This is a genomic window from Desulfovibrio desulfopostgatei, from assembly GCF_053570645.1.
Map to the genome: position 1 here is coordinate 3,328,415 of NZ_JBRBQS010000002.1, position 20,387 is coordinate 3,348,801.

Genomic DNA, 20,387 nt, shown 5'->3' on the forward strand with positions numbered 1-20,387 from the left:
TTTGCCCTGCAACGCTATAGCATGGAACCGCCGTATGCCCGCAGTTGCGGCGCTGCGGCGGTTTTGTGTTTGAGCGGCCTTTTACGCACAGGTAGCTGTGCGCCAAACCTGAAAAAAAGAGGAAAAGTCATGTCCAGAGACATCGTTGCCGCCCTTGAAGAACCCTATCAGCGTTCCTGGGCCCTGCTGGCCCAGTTTATGGACATCTGCCCCGAAAATATCTGGGCCGAAACCAACGGCGGCTGGCCTGTGTGGCAACAGGTGGCCCACGCCATTGCCGTGCTGAACTTCTTTATTCTTGAAAAAGATGATGAATCCTTTATGCCTGCGCCAGCCGACATTGGCGTGCTTATGCTCAAGGAGCAGGGCAAGGCTGTTGTGAGCAAAGAAGCCATGCAGGCTTACGGCAAATCCGTAAAGGCCGCAGTGGACGCACGGCTTGCTGCGCTTTCCAATGCCGACCTGACCAGGGTGCAGGAGCGCGTGAGCAAAAAGATTGGCCGGGATCTGACCTATGCGGCCATGATTGCCATGCTGGCCTCGCACACCACCTACCATCTGGGTTCCTGTGATGCGGCTTTGCGGGATCACGGCTTGCCGGGCGTGTTCTAGGCTGCAACAGTATTTTACTGTTGGCGGGCTGTTCTGCGGCAAGCTTCAGGGCTGCCGCAGAACAGCCCGCACTGCCCGCGTATCACTAACAAGGGCGGCAGTGGCGCAATTTTTTTTGATAAATCATCTGGAACAACTTGACTCGGCAGCGTGGAGCCTTAACTAAAATCCATAGCTTGAACGTATGTTTTTCGGCAGGTGTTGCCGTTAAAACCAGTAATATAGATTTGAGCCCAACCTGCACTAAGCGGGAGGTTGTTATGGCTACCTGGAAGAACGATCCCGACCATTCGCACCTTGGTTTTGTGGTGCGGCATCTCATGATTACCGACATTAACGGCAGGTTTGCAGACGTTGCCATTGACCTTGAAACCGCCAAGGACGACCTTTCTGACGCGGTCTTTACCATGACGGCCAAGGCTGTGAGCATTGATACCCACGTGCATGCGCGCGATGAACATTTGCGCTCGCCGGACTTTTTTGATGTGGCGCAGCACCCCGAAGTTACCTTCCAGAGTTCGTCTGTGCGCCTTGGGCCGGATCATGCCGGAACCATCACTGGTCTGCTCGAAATGCGCGGTACGGCGCGAGAAGTGACGTTCAACATCACAGCCAGCGACCGCATCACCAACCCCATCAATAACAAGGAAACGCAGTCTTTCAGCATCACTGGCGAGGTGAATCGAAGCGACTTTGGTATTGGCCCCAACATCCCGGCAGCCATTGTGGGCGACAGGGTGAAGGTGGCGGCAAACTTTGAAGTTTCGCCTGCCTAGGGTTCGCTTCTGGCTCAAGTAATTGCTGGGGGCCCCTGGTCAGAAACATCTGCTAATATAAAAAATTCAGTTGCAGAGTTGTAACTGTCGTGATCTTTCCCACCACGCGAAATCCGGCCCCGCCATACCCCGGGTTACGTTTAAAAGCCGCCCCTGCTGACAGGGGCGGCTTTTTATTCTTCTGCCCATTCATCAATTCCGCACAAAAAGGCCGGGGCATCTGCTCCCGGCCTGATGGCCCTCGCGGGCCAATATGTATTTAAAGCCTTACTGGATCTTGCAGTTGCCGTCGTTGCAGTCTTCAGTGGCAATCACAGGCGTAGCCTGGAACAACACCACCTGTTCGCGTCCCTTGTTGGTGATGACCACCACGGTAATTCGCATGAGGCCTTCGGGCAGAGCAGGAGTGGCCTTGGCCTTGAGGTAGCCTGTGCCGGTGATGAGCTTGGCGTCGCTGATCAGGGCAGTGCGGGCATTGGTGAAGGTCAGCCGGTCAATGACCAGTTCCTTGCTCTTGATGGTATTGATGAAGTGTTCCTTGTCCTCAATGTGCCCGTTGGCATTAATATGCCAGTAGTTGGGGGCCAGCAGGGTTTCAAGGGCCGGGACGTCGCCTGTCATCACAGCTTCTGTATAGAGCGCAACGGTGTCTGCCTTGGCGTGGGCAAGCCCACCGGAAAGTGCAATAACGAGGGCTATGAACACAGTGGTCACTTGCAGAATCTTCATGGTATCCTCCCTGGATGGGCTGTTGGGGCGGCCAGAACGAAAATTGCCAATGTGCACGGATTCTTCTATGGTTATGTGTAAAGAGTTAAGCAAAACTTTTCCATTGTAAAGCGAATATCTGCCATCGAGCCGGATTTCCTGGCATTTTTTACTGTGAGGCATATGTTTTCATGTTAACCAGCATTTTGCAAACCATTGGCAACACCCCAATGCTGCGGCTCGATCTTTCACGCGACCTGCCCGGCACGGTCTGGCTGAAGCTTGAAAACCGCAATCCCGGCGGTTCCATCAAGGATCGCGTGGCCTTTCACCTTGTTGGCGAAGCTCTGGAAGAAGGGCGCGTAGAACCGGGCGGGGTGCTGGTGGAGGCCACCAGCGGCAATATGGGCATTGGTATGGCTCTGGTTGCCTCGGTACGTGGTTTTCGCTGCATACTGACCATGCCCGAATCCATGAGCGTTGAGCGCCGCAACCTGCTGCGGGCGCTGGGCGCAGAGCTTGTACTCACCCCGGCGGAACAGGGCATGAGCGGCGCTGTGGCCGCTGCAAAGCGCATTGCCGAAGAACAGGATGCCTTTGTTCTTGGCCAGTTTACCAATCCACAGGCTGTGGTGGCTCACTACAAGACCACCGGACCGGAAATTTTCAAGGACAGCGTGGGCAAGATGGACGTGCTGGTTGCGGGCGTTGGCTCCGGCTCGACCATCACTGGCGTGGGCAGGTACCTTAAGGAGCGCATCCCCGGCTTCAGGGTGGTTGCCGTGGAGCCAGCCGCATCGCCGGTGCTCTCGGGCGGCAAACCCGGCCCCCATCTTATTCAGGGTATTGGCGCTGACTTTGTGCCAGCCATCCTTGACCGTGCGCTTTTGGACGAGATTATCCAGATGGACGGCGAGGAAGCCATAAGAACCGCCCGTCTGCTCATGGAAAACGGCATCATGGCGGGCATATCCACAGGCTCCAACGTGCGCGCGGCCCTTGATCTTGCGGCGCGGCCAGAAATGCAGGACAAGAATATTGTTACCTTTGCCTGCGACACGGGCGAACGCTACATGTCAACGCGGTTGTTTCAGGGAATATAAACGGCTGGCAAGCTGGCTTTGCACCTGATTTATGACGGTATTTTCAATGCCAATGCGCTCAGTTTGATATGTTCCCCGTTTTGTGCGAAACAGAAAAATATGAAAAAAACTGTCTTTTCGGCCTGCATGGCTAAATATTTGCACTTGGCAACCGATAAGAGAGTCAGCGTAAGCTTCGCTCACCGGCTGGCAGCAAACAAGTTCAGGTCTGCCGTCCGACATTAACGGGCTTCGGCCCAACGGAGAGCATTTCCATGGCGCAGACCAACATCCTGCTGGAAACCGGCACCAATGAGCTGGAAATTGTGGAATTTTTCGTCAACCAGGACGGTTACGAAGCCCACTATGGCCTTAACGTGGCCAAGGTGGTTGAAATTGGCCGTCGCCAGCCAGTGACTGCCATGCCGGAAATGCGCCATAAAGCACTTTTGGGCGCATTTCTGCACCGCAATGGCCGTGTGGTGCCGCTGATTGATATGGCCCAGTTTCTGGGCAGCGGGCCCATTGAAAACGAAGACGCCAAGGTTATCGTCACCGAATTTAACGGCGTGTGTACCGGCTTTCTGGTGTCGGGGGTCAACCGCATCTATCGGCTGAGCTGGACGGACGTGGAAGCGCCGGGGCAGTTTTTGCAGAATGTGAGCCGCAGCTCGGTAACGGGCGTGGTGCGGCTGGAAGAGCGCGTGATCTTTTTGCTGGATCTTGAAGCCATTGTAGCCGAACTGCATCCGGCCATGGCCATGCGCTTTGACGCCTCAGACATGCGCCACAGCGGTGAAAAGACCTATAATATCCTGCACGTGGACGATTCAAGCAGTATCCGTAGCCTGCTGCTTGACCTGCTCAACAAGGAAGGCCGCTTCACGGTGACGCAGAAGGTCAACGGCCAGGAAGCCTGGGATTACCTGAAGGTTCTGCGCGACCGCTGCGAAGCCGAAGATCGCCCCATTTCCGATTTCGTTCACGGTGTCATCACTGACATTGAAATGCCTGGTATGGACGGCTTGGCCCTGTGCAAACACATCAAGGAAGAAAGAGTCCTTAAAAAACTGCCAGTGGCCATCTTCTCTTCGATGATCAACGAGGCGTTGGCCAAGAAGTGCGCGGTTGTGGGGGCTGATGTGCAGTACACCAAGCCCGACCTCAAGGTGCTTTCCGTCAAACTGTATGATCTGGTGACTGAAGCCTGGGGCTAGCGCCGCTTATCGCTGAAAATGTTCTGAAGGCCCTCTCCCATTGGTCAGTCAATGGGAGAGGGCCTTCTTGTATTGAAAGGTTTGAGATTGTTTAACGCGCAACCCCCTCTCGGGTAGGGACACGAGAGGGGGCGCGCATGGGGCGGCCAGGGGTAGGGGCCGCCTCTTGTCACTATGAAAAGGGCTGGTTAGCCCATCTTGGTGGCGTCAATCACGTTGTAGTCGAGGCCCAGTTCCTTGCCGGGAATACCTAGGGCAAGGCCCACCAGCTGCGAAAGGTGCAGCACGGGTACACGGGCTTTTGACTTGGCTATATCCTGCGCTGCTTCCTGATAAATGTCGAGCTGCATCTGGCAGAGCGGGCAGGGGGTTACGATGCAGGCCGCGCCGGAGGTAGCGGCGCTGTCCACAATCTGGCTGGTCATGCGCATGACGGATTTTTCCGCCGGGTACACGGCGTGGAAGCCGCAGCAGTCCAGCCGCTTGGCAAAGGGAACCGTCTGCCCGCCAAGGGCGGCCACCACGGTTTCAAAGCTCGAGGGATTCACCGAGCTTTCAAAGCCAAGGGCGGATTCGGGCCGCAAGCTGTGACAGCCATAAAAAGCCGCCACTTTAAGACCCGTAAGCGGCTTGGTCACCTTGGTCTTGAGGGTCTGGGCGTTTTGCGCCAGAACCCAGAGCAGGCTGGTGACTTCGCTGGTGCCGTGATAGGTCATGTTGCCCTTGGCAAGAAAGGTGTTGATACGGTCCTTTTTGCCGCCGTCAAGTTCTGCCTTGGCGCGGCGCAGCATGAGCAGGCAGGTGCTGCACGAGGTCAGCACGGGCAGGCCCATTTTTTCGGCCAGAGCAATGTTGCGGGCATTGGCAACCAGGGTCGCCACGGGGTCCACATCCTGAGCCTGGGAAGCGCCGCAGCAACTCCAGCCGGGGATTTCCTTGAGTTTGATGCCAAGCCTTGGGGCCACGGCCTCAAGAGCCATCTTGGATTCCTTGGCGGCCTGAGTCAGCACGCAGCCGGGAAAAAAGGCGAATTCGGTCTGCATACGGCTACTCCTTCTCTGCGGCATGGGCCGCCTGAATCATCTTCACCAGGGCATCATGCCCTTCAATGGTTTCGCCGCCAAAGGCCTCAAGCGGATTCATCTTGCCCTGGCGCAGCAGGGTCACAGCCATGCCCGCGCGGGCAATGGTGCTGATGCCTTCGGTGCGCAGGGCAAGGCGCACTTCGTTGAGGCGGCCGGAATCTTCCACCAGATCGGTGTAGAACGACTTGGCGTGGGCCGGGCCAACGCCATCGGTCATGCCCTTGGCCATGACCATGGCCCGCAGGCCGGCGATGTCGTCGGCGGCGCTGATGCCCTTGGGGCAGCGGCTGGCGCATTCCTGACAATGCACGCAGTTCCACAGGCCGCCCGCCACGGCGGGCTTGCCGTGCAGCAGGGGATCCTTGGAACGCGAATCATTGGCCACGCGCCATGCGTGGGTGAAGACAAAGGGTTCCATGTAGTCGCTGCGGTCGGCGCTGAGCTTGTTGCACTCAGAGGCGCACGCGCCGCAGAGGATGCAGTCCCACTGCTTGATGATGCGGTCGAATTCCTTCTGGTTCTGGCGGCAGCCTTCCTTCATGGAGAATTCGGATTTTGCCACCATGCCCGGATGCACCTTGCGCAGGTTTTCCATGGCGGGTTCCCAGTCCACAACCAGGTCGGAAATAACCTTGAAGTTCGCCAGGGGCGAGATGTGGAAGGTGTCTGAACCATAGGTTTTGGCGAGGTCGTCCATCTTGGTGTCGCAGGCCAGAACCGCATGCCCGTTGACGCGCACGGCGCACGCGCCGCAGATGGCGCAGCGGCAGGAGGCCGTGAAGTTCAGCGTGGGATCCTGGGTCTGCTTGATGAACAGCAGGGTGTTGAGCACGGTCTTGCCCGCCACGTCCGCCGGATCAAGTTTGTAGCTCTGCTCAAAACTGTTTTTGCCGTCAAAGCGGTCAATGATGATGGTGGGCATTAGTACTTCCGCTCCTCAGGCTTGAATTTGGTGATTTCCACTTCTTTCCAGCCCATGCGCATTTTGCCGCTGTCGTCCATGGTGACCATGCTGTGCTTGAGGAAGTTGGCATCGTCACGCTTGGGGAAGTCCTCGCGGGTGTGCGCGCCGCGCGATTCCTTGCGCTCTGAGGCGGCAAGGCAGGCGGCCTGGGCCAGTTGCAGCATGTTGCCCAGCTCCACATATTCGGTGAACACCGTATTGTAGACGGGGTTGGCGTTGGGGACGCGCAGGGCGTCGTAGCGCGAACGCAGGTCGGCCAGGGTGCTGCTCAGGGTGTCGAGCTTGGACTGGGTGCGGAAAATACCCATGTTGTCCCAGAGCTGCGCGCCCATTTCTTCGCGGATGGCGTACATCTGCTTGGCATCGCCGCCGTTGGTGGTGTTGCGGAAGCGATCCTGCCAGCGGGCGGTCAGATCGGTGAGGCGCTTGCCCGCGCCAAAATCGGTATGGCTGGCAAAGGCCGCCGCGCCGTTACCGGCGATTTTGCCCGTCACCACCGCATCGGCCAGCGAGTTGCCGCCAAGGCGGTTTGCGCCGTGGATGGACACGCACGAAGCTTCACCAGCGGCAAACAGGCCGGGCACAACCGTGGCCATGTCGTCAAAGGTGTTCACGTCAATGCCGCCCATAGAGTAGTGGGCCGTGGGGCGGATGACCATGGGCTTGTCCACAAGGTCGATATTTTCAAAAAGCTTGCCCACGTGGCGGATCTGCGGCAGATCGTGGACGATCTTTTCCTTGCCGAGGTGCCTCAGGTCAAGCAGCACATAGGCTTCCAGCCCCTGTCCGTAGCCACGACCCTCGCGGATTTCCGTCTCGATGGCGCGGGCCACGATGTCACGGGGTCCAAGTTCCATCTTGGCGGGGGCGTAGTCCTTCATGAAGCGCTCGCCCTTGTTGTTGAGCAGGTAGCCGCCTTCGCCGCGAGCCGCTTCGGTGATCAGCACGCCGCCGTGCACCACGCCCGTGGGGTGAAACTGCACCATTTCGGCATCCTTAAAGGGAATGCCTGCGCGCAGGGCAGCGGCTACGCCGTCTCCTGTGGCAATGTAGGGTGTGGAGGTGCGGTTCCAGAAAATGCGGGTATAGCCGCCGGTGGCAAGCACCACGGCCTTGGCGCGCACAGGGGCGATTTCGCCGGTGCGGATGTTGCGCAGCACGGCGCCTTCGCAGCGGCCATTGTCCACGGCCACGTCAAGCAGTTCGTGATCCATGAGGAACTTGACGCCGTGGCTCAGGGCATCGTCCAGGCAGGTGTGGGCAACGATATGGCCGGTTTTGTCGGCGGAGTAGTTGCAACGCACTTTGGACGCGCCGCCAAAGGGACGGGCCTTGACCTTGCCTTCAGCCGTGCGCGAGAAGGGCATGCCCAGATAATCCAGTTCAAGGATGGCGGGGCCTGCCTGCTCGCAGAATTTGAGCGTGGATTCCTGGTCAACCAGATAGTCGCCGCCCTTCACGGTATCAAAGCAGTGCAGCTCGTAGGAGTCACCCTTGCTGAAATCGGTGACGCCGTTGATGCCGCCTTCAGCCATACAGGTGGCGCTGCGCGAGGGCATGCACTTGCTGACCACAACCACGTTGAGTTTGGGATTTTTTTGCAGGGCTGCCACGGCGGCTCGCAGGCCAGCGCCACCCGATCCGATGATCAGGATGTCGCAGGTGGCCAGGGGGCCGACACCAGCGGCTGCGGCAAGAGCTTTTTCAATGCCGCTCATGTTCACCGTCAGCGCGCTGATGGTGATGCAGGCCGATTGCAGAAATTTTCTGCGGGTAAACTGCTGCGTCATAAGGGTTTCCTCAAAAGTAGGTGGATTTGCCGTCATTTCCAGCGGTTGTGCAAGAAAGTACTTGTGCCGGAAAGGACGGCAAAAAACTGATTGATTGAGCAAAGAATAAAAGTATGCTCTGTTGAGAGTGAAAAATAACACACCAGATCGCGCCAGAGCAACGCGGATTCTTGATTTGTAAGTTTTGAAACTTTTGTAAGTAATGAAATCGGTCGGGGCGGCGGGTACAAGGATGGGCCGCGGCGGAACTTTCAGCGCCGCATGTTTTGAGAACAGTCAAAAAAAGGAGACTCTTTGATAAAAGAGCCTCCTCATCATGTCGTTCAAGAGCTTATCGCTGGCAGCAGCTAGAACCCCTGTTCCAGCGGCGGCCATACGAGCCAGTCGCCATCGTGCGGCGCACGGGGGCTGTTGCCGGGCTTGAGGTGCACCTGCCGCCCCTGCACGTCTATACGGCCCTGAGCCAGCCATTGGATTGCCTGAGGATAGATGCGGTGCTCCATCACATGGATGCGGCTCATGAGGTCGTCCTCGCTTTCGCCAGCGTTGACCGGCACAACGGCCTGAATCAGCACCGGGCCGCTGTCCACCTTTTCTTCCACAAAATGCACGGTGCAGCCGGAAACCTTGACGCCGTAATTGACGGCATCGGCACCGCCGTGCACGCCGGGAAAGCTTGGCAGCAGCGCCGGGTGGATGTTGATGACCCTTCCGGCAAATGCCTCAAGGAATACCGGGGTCAGCAGCCGCATATAGCCCGCCAGCACCACAAGCTCCGTCCCGGCTTCGCACAGGGCTTCAACCATGCGGGCGTCAAAGCTCGCGCGATCGGGAAAGCTTGTGTGATCCAGTACAAGGCAGGGAATGCCCGCCTTTTCCGCACGGCTCACAACGCCCGCACCGGGGCGGTTGCAGACGATCAGGGCAATGTTCACGTCCAGCACGCCCTGGGCGGCCTTGTCGATCATGGCCTGAGCGTTAGTGCCGCTGCCGGAGGCCAGTATGGCGATATTCAGGGGCATGTCTTATCTCGCAAAGTACGTTTTCAGGGCGTCCACCAGTGCCGGGATGGTGTAATCCATGGGCATGATGTTGCAGGTAAGGCCGTTTTTTTGCAGCGTTTCTGCCGTTACCGGGCCGATGGCGGCCAGCTTCACTTCCGGGTGCATCTTGAGGATTGCAGCCGGGATAAGGGAGAGGAAGTTCTCCACCGTGGAGGAGGAGCCGAAGGTCACGCAGTTCAGGGTGCCAGCGTTGATGCGCTCGAGCACTTCGTCCCTTTTGTGCGCGGCGGGTACGGTTTCGTAGGCGGAAATAACGTCCACCACGGCCCCTGCCTTGCGCAGTTCTTCGGGCAGCACTTCGCGGGCCTTGGCGGCGCGGGGCAGCAAAAAGCGCATGCCTGCCACGTTGCCGTTTTCAAGGGTCAGCAGCCCTTCAAGCACACCCTCGGCCATGTAGCGCTCGGGAATGAAATCGGGGGTGATGCCGCGTTCGGTCAGGGCGTCGGCTGTGGCGGGGCCGATGGCGGCCACCTTGCAGTTGCCGAGCGCGCGGCTGTCCTTGCCCGCCTTTGCCAGCCGCAGCCAGAAGTGCTTTACGCCGTTGACCGAGGTAAAGATAACCCAGCGGTAGCTGGCAAGATTGCCCAGGGCCGCGTCAAGTTCCGCATAATCGGCCAGAGGGCTGATTTCAATGGTGGGGCACTGGATGACCTCGGCCCCCAGCGCCGTAAGGCTCTGGGCGAGGCCGCTGGCCTGCTCGCGCGCGCGGGTCACAACAATACTGCGGCCAAACAGCGGCTTTTTCTCAAACCAGCCAAGGGTGTCGCGCAGGCCGGCAACCTTGCCCACAAGAATGACCGAAGGATTGGTGAATTTGGCTTCTACCGCAGCCTGAGGCAGACGGGCCAGGGTATCCACAAGGCTGCGCTGGTAGGGCGTGGTGCCGCGATAGATAAGCGCCGCCGGAGTGTGCGGGTCCATGCCGGCTTCAAGCAGGTTGCGGGCGATGTCGGGCAGGTTTTTCATGCCCATCACAAAAACCAGAGTGGAGGCGCTGGCGGCAAGGGCCTCCCAGTTGTGCACGGAGCCTGGCTTGTCGGGATTTTCGTGCCCGGTGATAATGGTCACGGAAGAGGCAAAATCCCTGTGAGTCACGGGAATGCCCGCATAGGCGGGGGCGGCTATGGTGCTGCTGATGCCGGGCACTTCTTCAAAGGGAATGCCTGCAGCCGCCAGTTCCTCGCCTTCCTCGCCGCCGCGCCCAAAGATATATGGGTCGCCGCCTTTCAGGCGGGCCACAACGTTGCCTTCCTTGGCCTTGTCCACCAGAAGGGCGTTGATCTGATCCTGCGGCAGGGCGTGGTTGCCCGCCACCTTGCCCACATAGATTTTTTCCGCATCGGGGCGGGCGTAAGAGAGCAGGCTGTCGTTTGCCAGGGCGTCGTATACCACCACATCGGCGGCGGCCAGGGCGTCACGCCCCTTGATGGTCAGCAGGCCCGGATCGCCGGGTCCGGCTCCGATGAGAAATACCTTCATTATACGCCTCCCCTGGCGAGATCGAGCAGCGTACGCGCGCCAAAGGCCGTGGGCCCTGCCGGAGCAAGGGGTGTGGCCTTGGCGGCCCAGTCTACCCCGGCAATGTCCAGATGGGCCCAGCGCACGCCCTCTTGAATAAAGTGTTGCAAAAAGAGCGCGGCGTTGATGGCCCCGCCTTCGCGCGGGCCCATGTGGCAAATATCGGCCACTTCGCTTTTGAGCGATTCAACATAGGGCTTCCACAGCGGCAGGGGCCAGTATTCTTCGCCGCAAGCGCCGCCTGCCGCGCGGATACGCTCTGCAAGGTCGGCATCGTCGCTGAACAGACCCGCAAGCTGGGTTCCCAGCGCAACGGCGCAGGCCCCGGTGAGGGTGGCAATATCAACCACAGCAGCCGGAACCCATGTTTTTTGGGCATAGGCCAGCGCATCGCACAGGGCAAGGCGGCCTTCCGCATCGGTATTCTGGATTTCAACGGTGTCGCCATTGGCGGCGCGCACCACATCGCCGGGGCGCATGGCGCGGCCACCGGGCATGTTTTCAGCGCAGGCCAGCAGGCCCACTACGCGGCGGGGCGCGTCTTCCTGCGCAAGGGCCGCCACCGTGGCCAGCACCGTTGCGGCGCCGGTCATGTCGGCCTTCATCTGGTGCATGTTTGCGGCGGGCTTGAGGCTGATGCCGCCCGTATCAAAAGTGATGCCCTTGCCCACAAGCACGAGGGGCTTGTCCTGTTCATGCCCGGCAGGAGCGTGCTCCAGCACGATGAGGCGGGGCGGACGGCCCGAACCCTGGCCCACGGCCATGAGGCAGCCCATGCCTTCCTTTTCCAGATCGGTTTCGTCCAGCACGGTGCAGGCAAAACCTTTTTCGCGCGCCAGTTCCTGCGCTTTCTGGGCCAGCATTTCGGGGTAGAGCAGGTTGGGCGGCGTGGTGGCAAGGTCGCGGGCCAGGCTCACGGCCCAGGCGGCGTTTTCACCCCTGCGGGCGGCGGCGTGGGCGGCGTCCGGCACTTCCTGGCCGTCAAAGGCCACGGCCAGCCACTGCGGATCGGCAGTTTCGTCCTCATCGGCCTTTTTGAGGGCCGTAAAGCGGTACAGGGCAAGCTGGGCGGCGCATACGCATTCTTCCACCAGCCGTTCGCGGCCTCCGGGCAGTTTTGCCAGAGCCGGTTCGGGCAGCACTATGGACGTGTAGCCCTGCTTGCGGCACAGTTGCACTGCGGCGGCAATGGCCTTGCGGATGTCGCTGGTGGAGACCTTTTCCCTCGGGCCAAGGCCCACGGCCAGCACACGGGGAACGGAAAGGTCGGGATGCCCGTGCAGAAGGGCCAGTTCGCCCGTCTTGCCCTTGAAGTCACGCAGGGCAGGGGCTATGACCAGCCAGGGAGCAACCTTGTCCAGTTCAGGAACCTGCTCAAGCAGGGCTTCGTCCTGGCAGACGGGGGCCAGCAGAACGTCCCCTTTCCATTGTTCCGGTCCGAGATTCTGAAAGCGTATATCCATAGAGCTGCGTCTCCTGAAAGTGCGTTGCGTACAGGCCGCCAGCGCGGTGAAGGGTGCGGCAGAAGGCCGCAGGGCGCTTGCGCCGTGTTCCAATTGGTGAATATACTTCGCCGCCGCGTTTTTGCCAAGGGCGGGCAGCCGCCTGCGCGCGGAATTCCCGGCACGGCGGCGGATGCGGGCATATTCCTTGCAGACTTTGTTCATATCTGTTGCCAGTGGGCTGCAACGCTGGTTTTTTCTTTGTTCCGCAGGGTGTTACGCGCAGGCGGAGCGTCGTTTTTTTGTCACTCACAGGATCGCTTATGCTGCTTTACATACATGTTCCCTTTTGCTCCACGCGCTGCCGCTACTGCGCATTTCATTCAAGCCCGCTGGGGCGCGGCGTTGATGCGGCCAACTCCCCTGCCGTGCGCGACTACGTGGATACCCTGTTCCTGGAGCTTGCCCACTGGGGCGACCAGCTTGGCGGCAGCGAGGTGCAGTCTGTCTTTTTTGGCGGGGGGACGCCCAGCCTGCTTTCACCGCGCATCATCGGCCTGACCATGGAGCGCATAAACAAGTATTTCAGGCTCGTGCCCAAGGCCGAGGTGACGCTTGAGGCCAATCCGGAATCCCTGCGCGGCGGGCACCGCGCGGCCCAGTATCTGGATGTGGGCATCAACCGCCTTTCCATCGGCGTGCAGAGCATGGACGAAGGCATGCTGCGTCTGCTGGGCCGTCCACACAAGGCGCAGGACAGTCTGCACGTGGCCTTTCTGGCGCGGGAGGCGGGCTGCGCCAACATCAACCTTGACCTCATGTGGGGTTTGCCGGGGCAGAGCGTGCGCCAGTGGCTGCAAACGCTCAAGGATGTTATCCGCATGACTCCCGACCATATTTCCGCCTACGGCCTCACGCTTGAGCCGGGAACCCCGCTGGAGCTTGATGTGGAAGAAGGCCGCCTGACCCTGCCGCCGGAGCGCGACCAGAACATCATGTTCATGGAAGGGGCAGCCATGCTTGAGCAGCACGGCTACCTGCACTATGAAATTTCCAATTTCGCCCGCATGGGTTTTCAGTGCCGCCACAACATGGGCTACTGGGAGGGGGAAGACTATCTTGGTCTTGGCCCTTCGGCCACGTCCACCATCAACAACCGCCGCTGGACAAATCCTTCAAGTCAGGCTGCCTGGAACGCCCGCACCCGCGAGGGCAAACTGGCCCAGACTGTGGAAGAACTCACGCCTGAAACGCGCGTGCTCGAGCTTTTGATGCTGCGCCTGCGCACGGCGCGGGGCCTGCGCGTAAAAGAATACCGCGAGATGACCGGGCGCGACTTTGTGCGCGATCACCAGCGGCTGGTGCAGGCCCTGCACGAAAACGGGCTTATCCGCATCCGGCAGGGCTATCTGCGGCTGACCCGCAGCGGCATGCTGGTTTCCAACTCCATTCTCAGCAATCTGTTTGCCCGCACCCGCGAGGTGCTCAAGCAGGCGGCGCTTTCTGGCGGGCTGAAGCCCCAGGCCGTGGAATCTCCCGAAGGAACAGCAGAGCCGAGCGCGCTGCACGAAGACAGCCCGGAAATCCGCCCGGTACGCTGGCCCAGCGCCTGATTTACGGTCAGGAGTGGGGCCGCTGTGCAGGCTTGCGCAAGGCCGGTGTTTACGCGGGGCAAAAATGCCACTAGTATGCGGCAGCCGGTCTTGACGGTACCCCCCTCCGTCTGCTCGGCTGATGCGAATTGCCCGCGCCCTTGCGCGGCTATGGCTGATCCTTCCCCGCCGTCTGCGGTTACGCGCGGCGCGGGACCAACCGATTTGGGCCTGTTTACGCTATGGCTCCTTTGCCCTCTGCTTGCATCAGAAAGCCTTTTTATTCCAGTTGAGTACCTATGTGTACACTCCTTTCACAAAAAGGCTTCCACCCCTGGCAGGGAACAAAAGTTCTCACAGTGTCAGTAGCCCTGAGCGTCAACGAGAATACGGAGAGAGGGTATGCGTCAAAAGGATTTTGTGGTTTTAGGCGTTTGTTTGGCGGCGTTCGGTTGGCTGGCTTTTGGGCCCGGGGCGCTTGAGGGCTTTATCAGCCTGACTGCCCAGTATCCTTTTGGCATGAGCTTTCTCAAGTTTGCCATTCTGGCTACCCTTGGCGAATGCATTGCCCTGCGCATCACCACGGGCGTGTACAACAGGCCCGGATTTGGCGTTTTGCCCAAGGCGATTATCTGGGGTTTGCTGGGCATAGGCATCAAGATTGCCTTTACCGTGTACGGCGCGGGCACGTTCAAGCTGCTCAACGAAATGGGTCTGCTTTCGGGCGCACCCACGACCTTTGGCGCCAAGCTGCTCATGTCTTTTTCCATCAGCGTGCTTATCAATACGCTTTTCGCCCCGGTGCTGATGATTACCCACAAGCTCACCGACCTGCACATTGCGGCCACCGGCGGCACGCTCAACAGCCTGTGCACCAAGCCTGACGTGGCGGCCCTGTTCCGCACCATCGACTGGAATTCCATGTGGAGCTTTGTGCTCAAGAAGACCATTCCTTTCTTCTGGATTCCCGCGCACACCATCACCTTTATGCTGCCCGCCCATTTTCAGGTGGTGTTTGCGGCGGCGCTGGGCATTGCCCTGGGCGTAATTCTGGCCTTTGCGGGCCTGCGCGCCAAGAAGGCCTAAGCAGAGCAGAAAACCTCGCGGGGTGAACTCCGCAAGATCGATAACATAAAAAACGGCCACACCGCAAAAAGTGTGGCTGTTTTTTTATGATGCATACGTCTGGCAGGGGGCGCTGCGAATCTGCCTACCTGCCCGTGCGGCATGCGCCAAGGTTCAGGCCCATGGAAAGGATGGCGGCTATGTTGCGGGCTGTTCTGCGCAGATTTTCATTGCCCTCGGTAAGCGCCTCGTCAATGGTGCAGGGGCGGTAGAGCACGCTTGAAACCGCGTCAATGCCGTGGGCAAATACGGCGTCCACATCGGCCCGCAGTGAACCGCCAATGGCTATAACCGGCTTGTTGTGGCGCTTTGCCACGCGGGCAACGCCCACAGGAGTTTTGCCAAAGGCCGTCTGCCCGTCAATGCGGCCCTCGCCGGTAACAACGATATCAGCATCGCGTACATGCGCGTCCAGGCCCACGGCTTCGGTCACAATCTCGCTGCCGGGGCGCAGCCGCCCTTTCAAAAAGGCGAACATGGCAGCGCCCATGCCGCCAGCAGCGCCAGCGCCGGGCATGTCCGCCATGTCCACGCCGAGGTCGCGGCGCGCGATGGCCGCAAAGTTCTGCAAATAGCCGTCGAGCTGCTGCACCATTTCAGGCGTGGCCCCTTTCTGCGGGCCAAAAATGGCCGATGCGCCGCGCGGGCCGCAGAGTGGGTTGTCCACATCGCAGGCAACATCAATGACGCAGTCGGCAAGGCGAGCGTCAAAGGCGGACATATCTATGCGTGCAAGCCTGCCAAGGCCCATGCCGGTGGGCTCGATTTCCTGCCCCTGGCCGTCCAGCAGCCGCACTCCAAGGGCCTGAAGCATGCCAGCGCCGCCCTCGTTGGTGGCGCTGCCGCCAATGCCCAAAATGAACTTGCGCGCGCCAGCGTCAAGCGCGGAGCGGATAAGCTGGCCTGTGCCATAGCTTGTGGTGTTGAGGGGGTTGCGCAAGTGGGGTGGCACAAGGGCCAGACCGCTGGCTGCGGCCATTTCGATCACGGCGGTTTTGCCGTCGCCGGTCAGGCCGTAAAAAGCATCCACGGGGTCGCCCAGCGGGCCGCGTACCGTGGTATCCACCCGGCGGCCTGCCGTGGCTTCCACCATAGCTTCCACGGTGCCTTCGCCGCCGTCCGCCACAGGAACCTTGACGTAGACCGCATCGGGGAAAACCTCGCGAAAGCCGGATTCGATGGAAAGGGCCACTTGCAGGGCAGACAGGCATTCCTTGTACGAGTCGGGCGCGATGACGATCTTCATACTACCTCCAGAACGACAGGAATCTGCGGCGCGTCACGCGCCGCGATGCCCCAGCATAGGGCACAACTGGCCGAATGAACAGGTGCTGCGGGGACTGGCCTTATCTGCCGCAACAACAAATGCCGACAGCCCGTGTGGGGGCCATCGGCATTTGTTGTTGCGGCACCATGTCGGAGAGGGTCGGCTGTGCCGTCTCAAGTTTTAAGGCGCTCACTCCCGTGCGTAATAGCTTCGTGGCGGGGCCTGTTCGCACAGTTGCCAGAGCGATCTCAGAGTGAAATTGCTCTAGATGAAAAAGCCCGCCACGATGAGGATGGTGCAGCCCACAGCCCAGCAGATGGTGGTCGTGACCGACCAGATGCGGATCTGCTCGCGCACGTCCGAAACACCGAGCATGCGGGTGACAACCCAGTAGTAGCTGTCATTGAAGTAGGAGAAGATAAATGCGCCAGTGCAACAGGCCAGCGCCCCAAGGGTGGGGTTGAGGCCAAGGGTTGCGGCCATGGGCGCAACGATGGAGGCCGATGTGACCATGGCCACAGTGCCGGAACCCTGCATAAGGCGCACAATGGTGGCGATGGCAAGCGGCAGGATGACCGCAGGCAGATGCATGGTGGCAATGAGGTTTGCCACATGCGTACCCGCGCCGCTGTCGCGCAGCACCATGCCCAGCGCGCCGCCGCCGCCCGTAACCAGCAGAATGATGCCCGCCTGCTTGACGGAGTCGTCCATCGTGTTGACGACGTCCTTGCGGCTCATGCCGTCGGTGAGGAAGAAGGCCGCGAAAACAAGGCCGATGCCCACTGCCACAACGGGGGAACCAAGGCCGTCAATGAGGTCAAACATCAAGCCCACGCGCTCAGCCTTGGGAACAAGGGCGGTGGTGAAGGTGCCAAGCAGGATGAGCACTACGGGAATAAGAATGGGTGCAAAGCTCTTCCAGGCCGAGGGCAGCTTGCTGTCGTCAGCGTCCATCCACTGGCCGCCCGCGCCAATGGCATAGGGCTGGTCAACAAAACCATCATCACTGTCCTGTGCGGGCAGGCGAAACACCTTGTTGCCGATGTAACGGGCATAGATGATGGAGGCGATGGTCAGGGGGATGGCCAGCAGCAGGCCGAACAGGATCATGTCGCCAAGGGGCACGTTGAAGTATTCCGCCGAGGCCACAGGGCCGGGAGTGGGCGGAATAAGGTGGTGGGTGATGACCAGCCCTGCCGCCAGCGCCACGCCAAGAGTGATGAGGCTTTTGCCAGTGGCCCGCGAAATGGCTTTTGCCAGCGGCGAAAGAATGACAAAACCCGAATCGCAGAAAATGGGAATGGACACGATAAAGCCCGTTGTGGCAAGGGCCAGTTCTTCGCGGCCTTTACCAAAAAGCTTCAGAAAAACCTTGGCCATGCGCTTGGCAGCGCCGGATTTTTCAAAGATGGCGCCCATCATGATGCCAAAGCCGATGATGATGCCGATGCTGCCCAGGGTGCCGCCAAAGCCCTTGGTGACAGAAGCGATAACCTTGCTGAAGGGCATGCCGCCCACAAGCCCCGTGACGATGGCGGCAATGATCAGCGCCGGGAAGGCGTGAATACGACTGTAAAGAATAAGACCAACCAGAACGCTGATGCCAACCACAAGGCCAGCAATCATCTGCCAACTGCCCACATCCATAGTTAACTCCCTTTTAAAAGTGCGTGCACGGCAAACCCTCGTTGCCGCACCGGCTTTATCCGGCGGCCACTGCCATACCCCTTTGCAGCAGTGGCCGAGCCCCGGATTTAATGTCTGACGAAGTTGGGCGCGTATTCCGCAGCAAGGCGGATGGCTTCCACCATGCTCACGGCGCTGGCCTTGCCTGTTCCGGCAATGTCAAAGGCCGTGCCGTGATCCACCGATGTGCGCAGAATGGGCATGCCCAGCGTGAGCGAGATGGTGCGTTCAAAATCCACCATCTTGGTCGCTATGTGCCCCTGATCGTGATAGAGCGAAAGCACCGCGTCCCACGCGCCCTTGAGGGCAAAGTGGAAGACCGAATCCGCCGGGTTGGGGCCGTGAACGTTGAAGCCCTGACGGCGGGCTTCTTCAATGGCCGGAACCACTTCAGCGTCTTCCTCATTGCCAAAAAGTCCGTGCTCGCCGCAGTGCGGGTTGAGGCCAGCTACCACCATGCTCGGATTTTTCAGCCCCAGCAGCTTGAGGGCGCTGGTGCAGCGGCCGATGTAGTCGAGCACGCGGTCTTTTTTCACAGCGCGGCAGGCATCAATCAGCGAGAGGTGACGGGTCAGGAAGAACACGCGCAGGTTGTGCACCTGAAACATGGTCAGTGGGTCCTTGGTGCCGGTGAGGTCGCCAAAAATTTCGGTGTGCCCGATGTAGGGCACGTGGGCTGCCTTGAGGGATTCCTTGTTGATGGGCGTGGTTGCCACGGCGGCGGCCTTGCCAGCCAGGGTCAGCTCAATGGAGGCCTTGATGTATTCAAAGGCCGCCTGGCCGCACTGGGCCTGCACCTTGCCGTAGGCAAAGGAGGCCATATCCACGTTGTCCATGTTGATGATATTGGCAGCGCCCTCGCGCCAGCCGTTGAGATCCGCATCCACCTCGTTGAAGTCGAGGTCTGCCTTCATGATGGCGGCGGCGCGGCGCATGATCTCGGTATTGCCCACCACAAGCACATTGGCCATGTCGGTGACGGCGGCGTCAGCCAGCGAAGCGGCCAGAATTTCCGGCCCAACGCCTGCGGGGTCGCCCATTGGAGCGCAAATCAGGGGTTTCATTTCTTTCGTCCTTGTTGATTATGAACTGGTTTTGGTGCGGCGCAGCGCGTCAGGCGGGCCGCTTGCGGCTTGAAATCTTGGTGAACAGGTATTCCATGCACTCCACCAGGCTGTCTTTGTCGCCCACAAATCCGCCCTTGGTGATCATGGGCAGATCGGGGTGTTCGCCGCCGATGATGTGGCCATACACGGCAAGGGGCAGCACTTGATCGCGCACGGAAAATCCGCCTGCCTTCAGGGTGCGTACCACGGCTACCGTGACTTCTCCGCCTGAGGTGTAGAGGCCGCCGATGCCCAGTTGTTGTTGCAGGGCCTCGCGCGTCACGGCGGCAAGGGCCGTGTTGATGCGCTGCGAAATATCGCAGGGCAAAATGCCAAGCCTGCGGGACATTTCTTCCATGGAAAAAACATCTTCCCTGCTGCCAGCCGTGCAGATGCCAAGAACCGTGGCCTCCTTGTGCGGGGCGCATACGGCCTTGAGCACCCGGTCGCATTCCTGTTGCCGCTCTGCCTCTCCAGCCAGAATTTTACGAACATCCATCGTTATGAGGTGGCAGGGATGGGCCAGGCGCAGGGCCTCAAGCTGGGTGCGGGTCAGTTCGCTGGTGCTGCCCACGGCAAGAAAAACACGGTTTTCAAACTGCGCGCGCGGGGCCTTGACGCGTACGGCGGCAAGCTCTGCCGTGAACGGGCCGGGATCAAGGGCAATCAGGGGATAGGGCGCACTGGCAAGGGCCTGAGCGATGGTGGTGATGTCTTCATCCGCCACGGCATCGCAGACCACGGCGCGGCAGCCCTTGGCGCGCGCATCCTCAATGGTTTCACGCACGGCGGCAGGCCCGGCGAGGATTTTGTCCAGCGGAACAAACCCGCAGGCAATGGCGCTCTGCTCGGCCACGATTTTAAGCACAGAGGTGTTGTTGACCGGGGTTGCCGCGTCCTTGGCAATGGGCGAGCGTTCCAGCGGTATGCCGTGCACGATCTGGTATCCACCCACGCATATGCGGCCCGATGACGGGTAAGACGGCACAAGCACGGCCAGCGACTGCTGGTGCCCGTAGGTGTCATCCATAGCCTTGATGGCGGCTTCCATTTCTGCCCCCACGTTGCCGCGCAATGTGGAATCCACCCGCTTTGAAACAAGGGCTGGATGCTCCCTGCAAAACATGCTCACGGCGTCGTACACAACCTGCCAGGCTTTTTGCTGTGGCAGCAGGCGACTTTCCGCATTAAGGGAAACCGCAGTGTAGGCAGAAAAATCTGCGGGGTTCCAGTGATCCGGCCCAAGGCAGGTGGCGCTGGAAAAGCCCTTGGCTGTGAGCAGGGCCCCGTTGGCATTGGCGCCCGTGAAATCATCGGCAATAACGGCAATATCCATAACAAACCTTGTCAGAA

General features: G+C 59.9%; 17 protein-coding genes. 6 read left to right on the forward strand and 11 right to left on the reverse strand.

Translation table 11 applies throughout. From position 1 onward, the window contains the following. Nucleotides 1-129: 129 nt before the first annotated feature. Together ACUZ9Q_RS14450 and ACUZ9Q_RS14455 are read left to right on the forward strand one after the other, a co-directional pair. Nucleotides 130-612, forward strand: a complete 483-nt coding sequence (locus ACUZ9Q_RS14450; protein WP_192113171.1) for a DinB family protein — start codon at nucleotides 130-132, stop codon at nucleotides 610-612. Nucleotides 613-872: 260 nt separating this feature from the next. After that, on the forward strand, nucleotides 873-1,388 hold the full coding sequence (locus ACUZ9Q_RS14455; RefSeq protein WP_233483491.1) for a YceI family protein: 516 nt from the start codon (nucleotides 873-875) through the stop codon (nucleotides 1,386-1,388). Between the two features lie 267 nt (nucleotides 1,389-1,655). Here the strand turns inward: ACUZ9Q_RS14455 and ACUZ9Q_RS14460 are convergent, their stop codons facing one another. Next, nucleotides 1,656-2,117, reverse strand: a complete 462-nt coding sequence (locus ACUZ9Q_RS14460; protein ID WP_192113173.1) for a nuclear transport factor 2 family protein — start codon at nucleotides 2,115-2,117, stop codon at nucleotides 1,656-1,658. Nucleotides 2,118-2,287: 170 nt separating this feature from the next. Between ACUZ9Q_RS14460 and cysK the strand changes: the two genes are divergently transcribed. Then, nucleotides 2,288-3,199 (forward strand): cysteine synthase A, encoded by a 912-nt coding sequence (cysK, locus tag ACUZ9Q_RS14465; RefSeq protein WP_449248097.1) that lies wholly within the window; start codon nucleotides 2,288-2,290, stop codon nucleotides 3,197-3,199. Nucleotides 3,200-3,453: 254 nt separating this feature from the next. After that, on the forward strand, nucleotides 3,454-4,395 hold the full coding sequence (locus tag ACUZ9Q_RS14470; RefSeq protein ID WP_192113175.1) for a chemotaxis protein: 942 nt from the start codon (nucleotides 3,454-3,456) through the stop codon (nucleotides 4,393-4,395). A 188-nt stretch (nucleotides 4,396-4,583) separates the two neighbouring features. On the opposite strand, the gene sdhE is transcribed toward ACUZ9Q_RS14470, so the two are convergent. The 6 genes from sdhE to ACUZ9Q_RS14500 all read right to left on the reverse strand — a co-directional run bounded on the left by sdhE (nucleotide 4,584) and on the right by ACUZ9Q_RS14500 (nucleotide 12,279). Then, nucleotides 4,584-5,438: an 8-methylmenaquinol:fumarate reductase membrane anchor subunit gene (sdhE, locus tag ACUZ9Q_RS14475; RefSeq protein WP_192113176.1), complete on the reverse strand. Its 855-nt coding sequence runs from the start codon at nucleotides 5,436-5,438 to the stop codon at nucleotides 4,584-4,586. Nucleotides 5,439-5,442: 4 nt separating this feature from the next. Then, complete coding sequence (locus ACUZ9Q_RS14480) at nucleotides 5,443-6,402, reverse strand: succinate dehydrogenase/fumarate reductase iron-sulfur subunit (protein WP_192113177.1); 960 nt, start codon at nucleotides 6,400-6,402, stop codon at nucleotides 5,443-5,445. Then, complete coding sequence (gene sdhA / locus ACUZ9Q_RS14485) at nucleotides 6,402-8,234, reverse strand: 8-methylmenaquinol:fumarate reductase flavoprotein subunit (RefSeq protein WP_192113178.1); 1,833 nt, start codon at nucleotides 8,232-8,234, stop codon at nucleotides 6,402-6,404. The genes ACUZ9Q_RS14480 and sdhA overlap by 1 nt, the downstream gene beginning before the upstream one ends. A 347-nt stretch (nucleotides 8,235-8,581) precedes the next feature. After that, nucleotides 8,582-9,256, reverse strand: a complete 675-nt coding sequence (gene purN, locus ACUZ9Q_RS14490; protein WP_449248098.1) for a phosphoribosylglycinamide formyltransferase — start codon at nucleotides 9,254-9,256, stop codon at nucleotides 8,582-8,584. 3 nt (nucleotides 9,257-9,259) lie between these two features. Further along, a complete protein-coding gene (gene cobA / locus ACUZ9Q_RS14495) occupies nucleotides 9,260-10,777 on the reverse strand; it encodes a uroporphyrinogen-III C-methyltransferase (RefSeq protein ID WP_192113180.1) in 1,518 nt (505 codons plus the stop codon). After that, nucleotides 10,777-12,279 carry a leucyl aminopeptidase gene (locus ACUZ9Q_RS14500; protein WP_192113236.1) on the reverse strand — a complete coding sequence of 501 codons (1,503 nt, stop codon included), beginning with the start codon at nucleotides 12,277-12,279 and terminating at the stop codon, nucleotides 10,777-10,779. The genes cobA and ACUZ9Q_RS14500 overlap by 1 nt, the downstream gene beginning before the upstream one ends. Nucleotides 12,280-12,581: 302 nt before the next feature. Here ACUZ9Q_RS14500 and hemW point away from each other — a divergent pair, with 302 nt between their 5' ends. Beyond that, nucleotides 12,582-13,871: a radical SAM family heme chaperone HemW gene (gene hemW, locus ACUZ9Q_RS14505; protein WP_449248099.1), complete on the forward strand. Its 1,290-nt coding sequence runs from the start codon at nucleotides 12,582-12,584 to the stop codon at nucleotides 13,869-13,871. A gap of 417 nt (nucleotides 13,872-14,288) precedes the next feature. Continuing rightward, nucleotides 14,289-14,936: a hypothetical protein gene (locus ACUZ9Q_RS14510; RefSeq protein ID WP_225530017.1), complete on the forward strand. Its 648-nt coding sequence runs from the start codon at nucleotides 14,289-14,291 to the stop codon at nucleotides 14,934-14,936. A 124-nt stretch (nucleotides 14,937-15,060) separates the two neighbouring features. Here ACUZ9Q_RS14510 and ACUZ9Q_RS14515 read toward each other — a convergent pair whose 3' ends face one another. The 4 genes from ACUZ9Q_RS14515 to ACUZ9Q_RS14530 all read right to left on the reverse strand — a co-directional run bounded on the left by ACUZ9Q_RS14515 (nucleotide 15,061) and on the right by ACUZ9Q_RS14530 (nucleotide 20,370). Then, complete coding sequence (locus ACUZ9Q_RS14515) at nucleotides 15,061-16,221, reverse strand: glycerate kinase (RefSeq protein ID WP_449248100.1); 1,161 nt, start codon at nucleotides 16,219-16,221, stop codon at nucleotides 15,061-15,063. A 285-nt stretch (nucleotides 16,222-16,506) separates the two neighbouring features. Continuing rightward, nucleotides 16,507-17,889: a GntP family permease gene (locus ACUZ9Q_RS14520; protein ID WP_192113184.1), complete on the reverse strand. Its 1,383-nt coding sequence runs from the start codon at nucleotides 17,887-17,889 to the stop codon at nucleotides 16,507-16,509. 107 nt (nucleotides 17,890-17,996) lie between these two features. Next, entirely contained in the window at nucleotides 17,997-18,992 is a 996-nt protein-coding gene (gene pdxA / locus ACUZ9Q_RS14525; RefSeq protein ID WP_449248101.1) for a 4-hydroxythreonine-4-phosphate dehydrogenase PdxA, read from the reverse strand. 49 nt (nucleotides 18,993-19,041) lie between these two features. After that, nucleotides 19,042-20,370: a four-carbon acid sugar kinase family protein gene (locus ACUZ9Q_RS14530; RefSeq protein ID WP_449248102.1), complete on the reverse strand. Its 1,329-nt coding sequence runs from the start codon at nucleotides 20,368-20,370 to the stop codon at nucleotides 19,042-19,044. Nucleotides 20,371-20,387 lie beyond the last annotated feature (17 nt).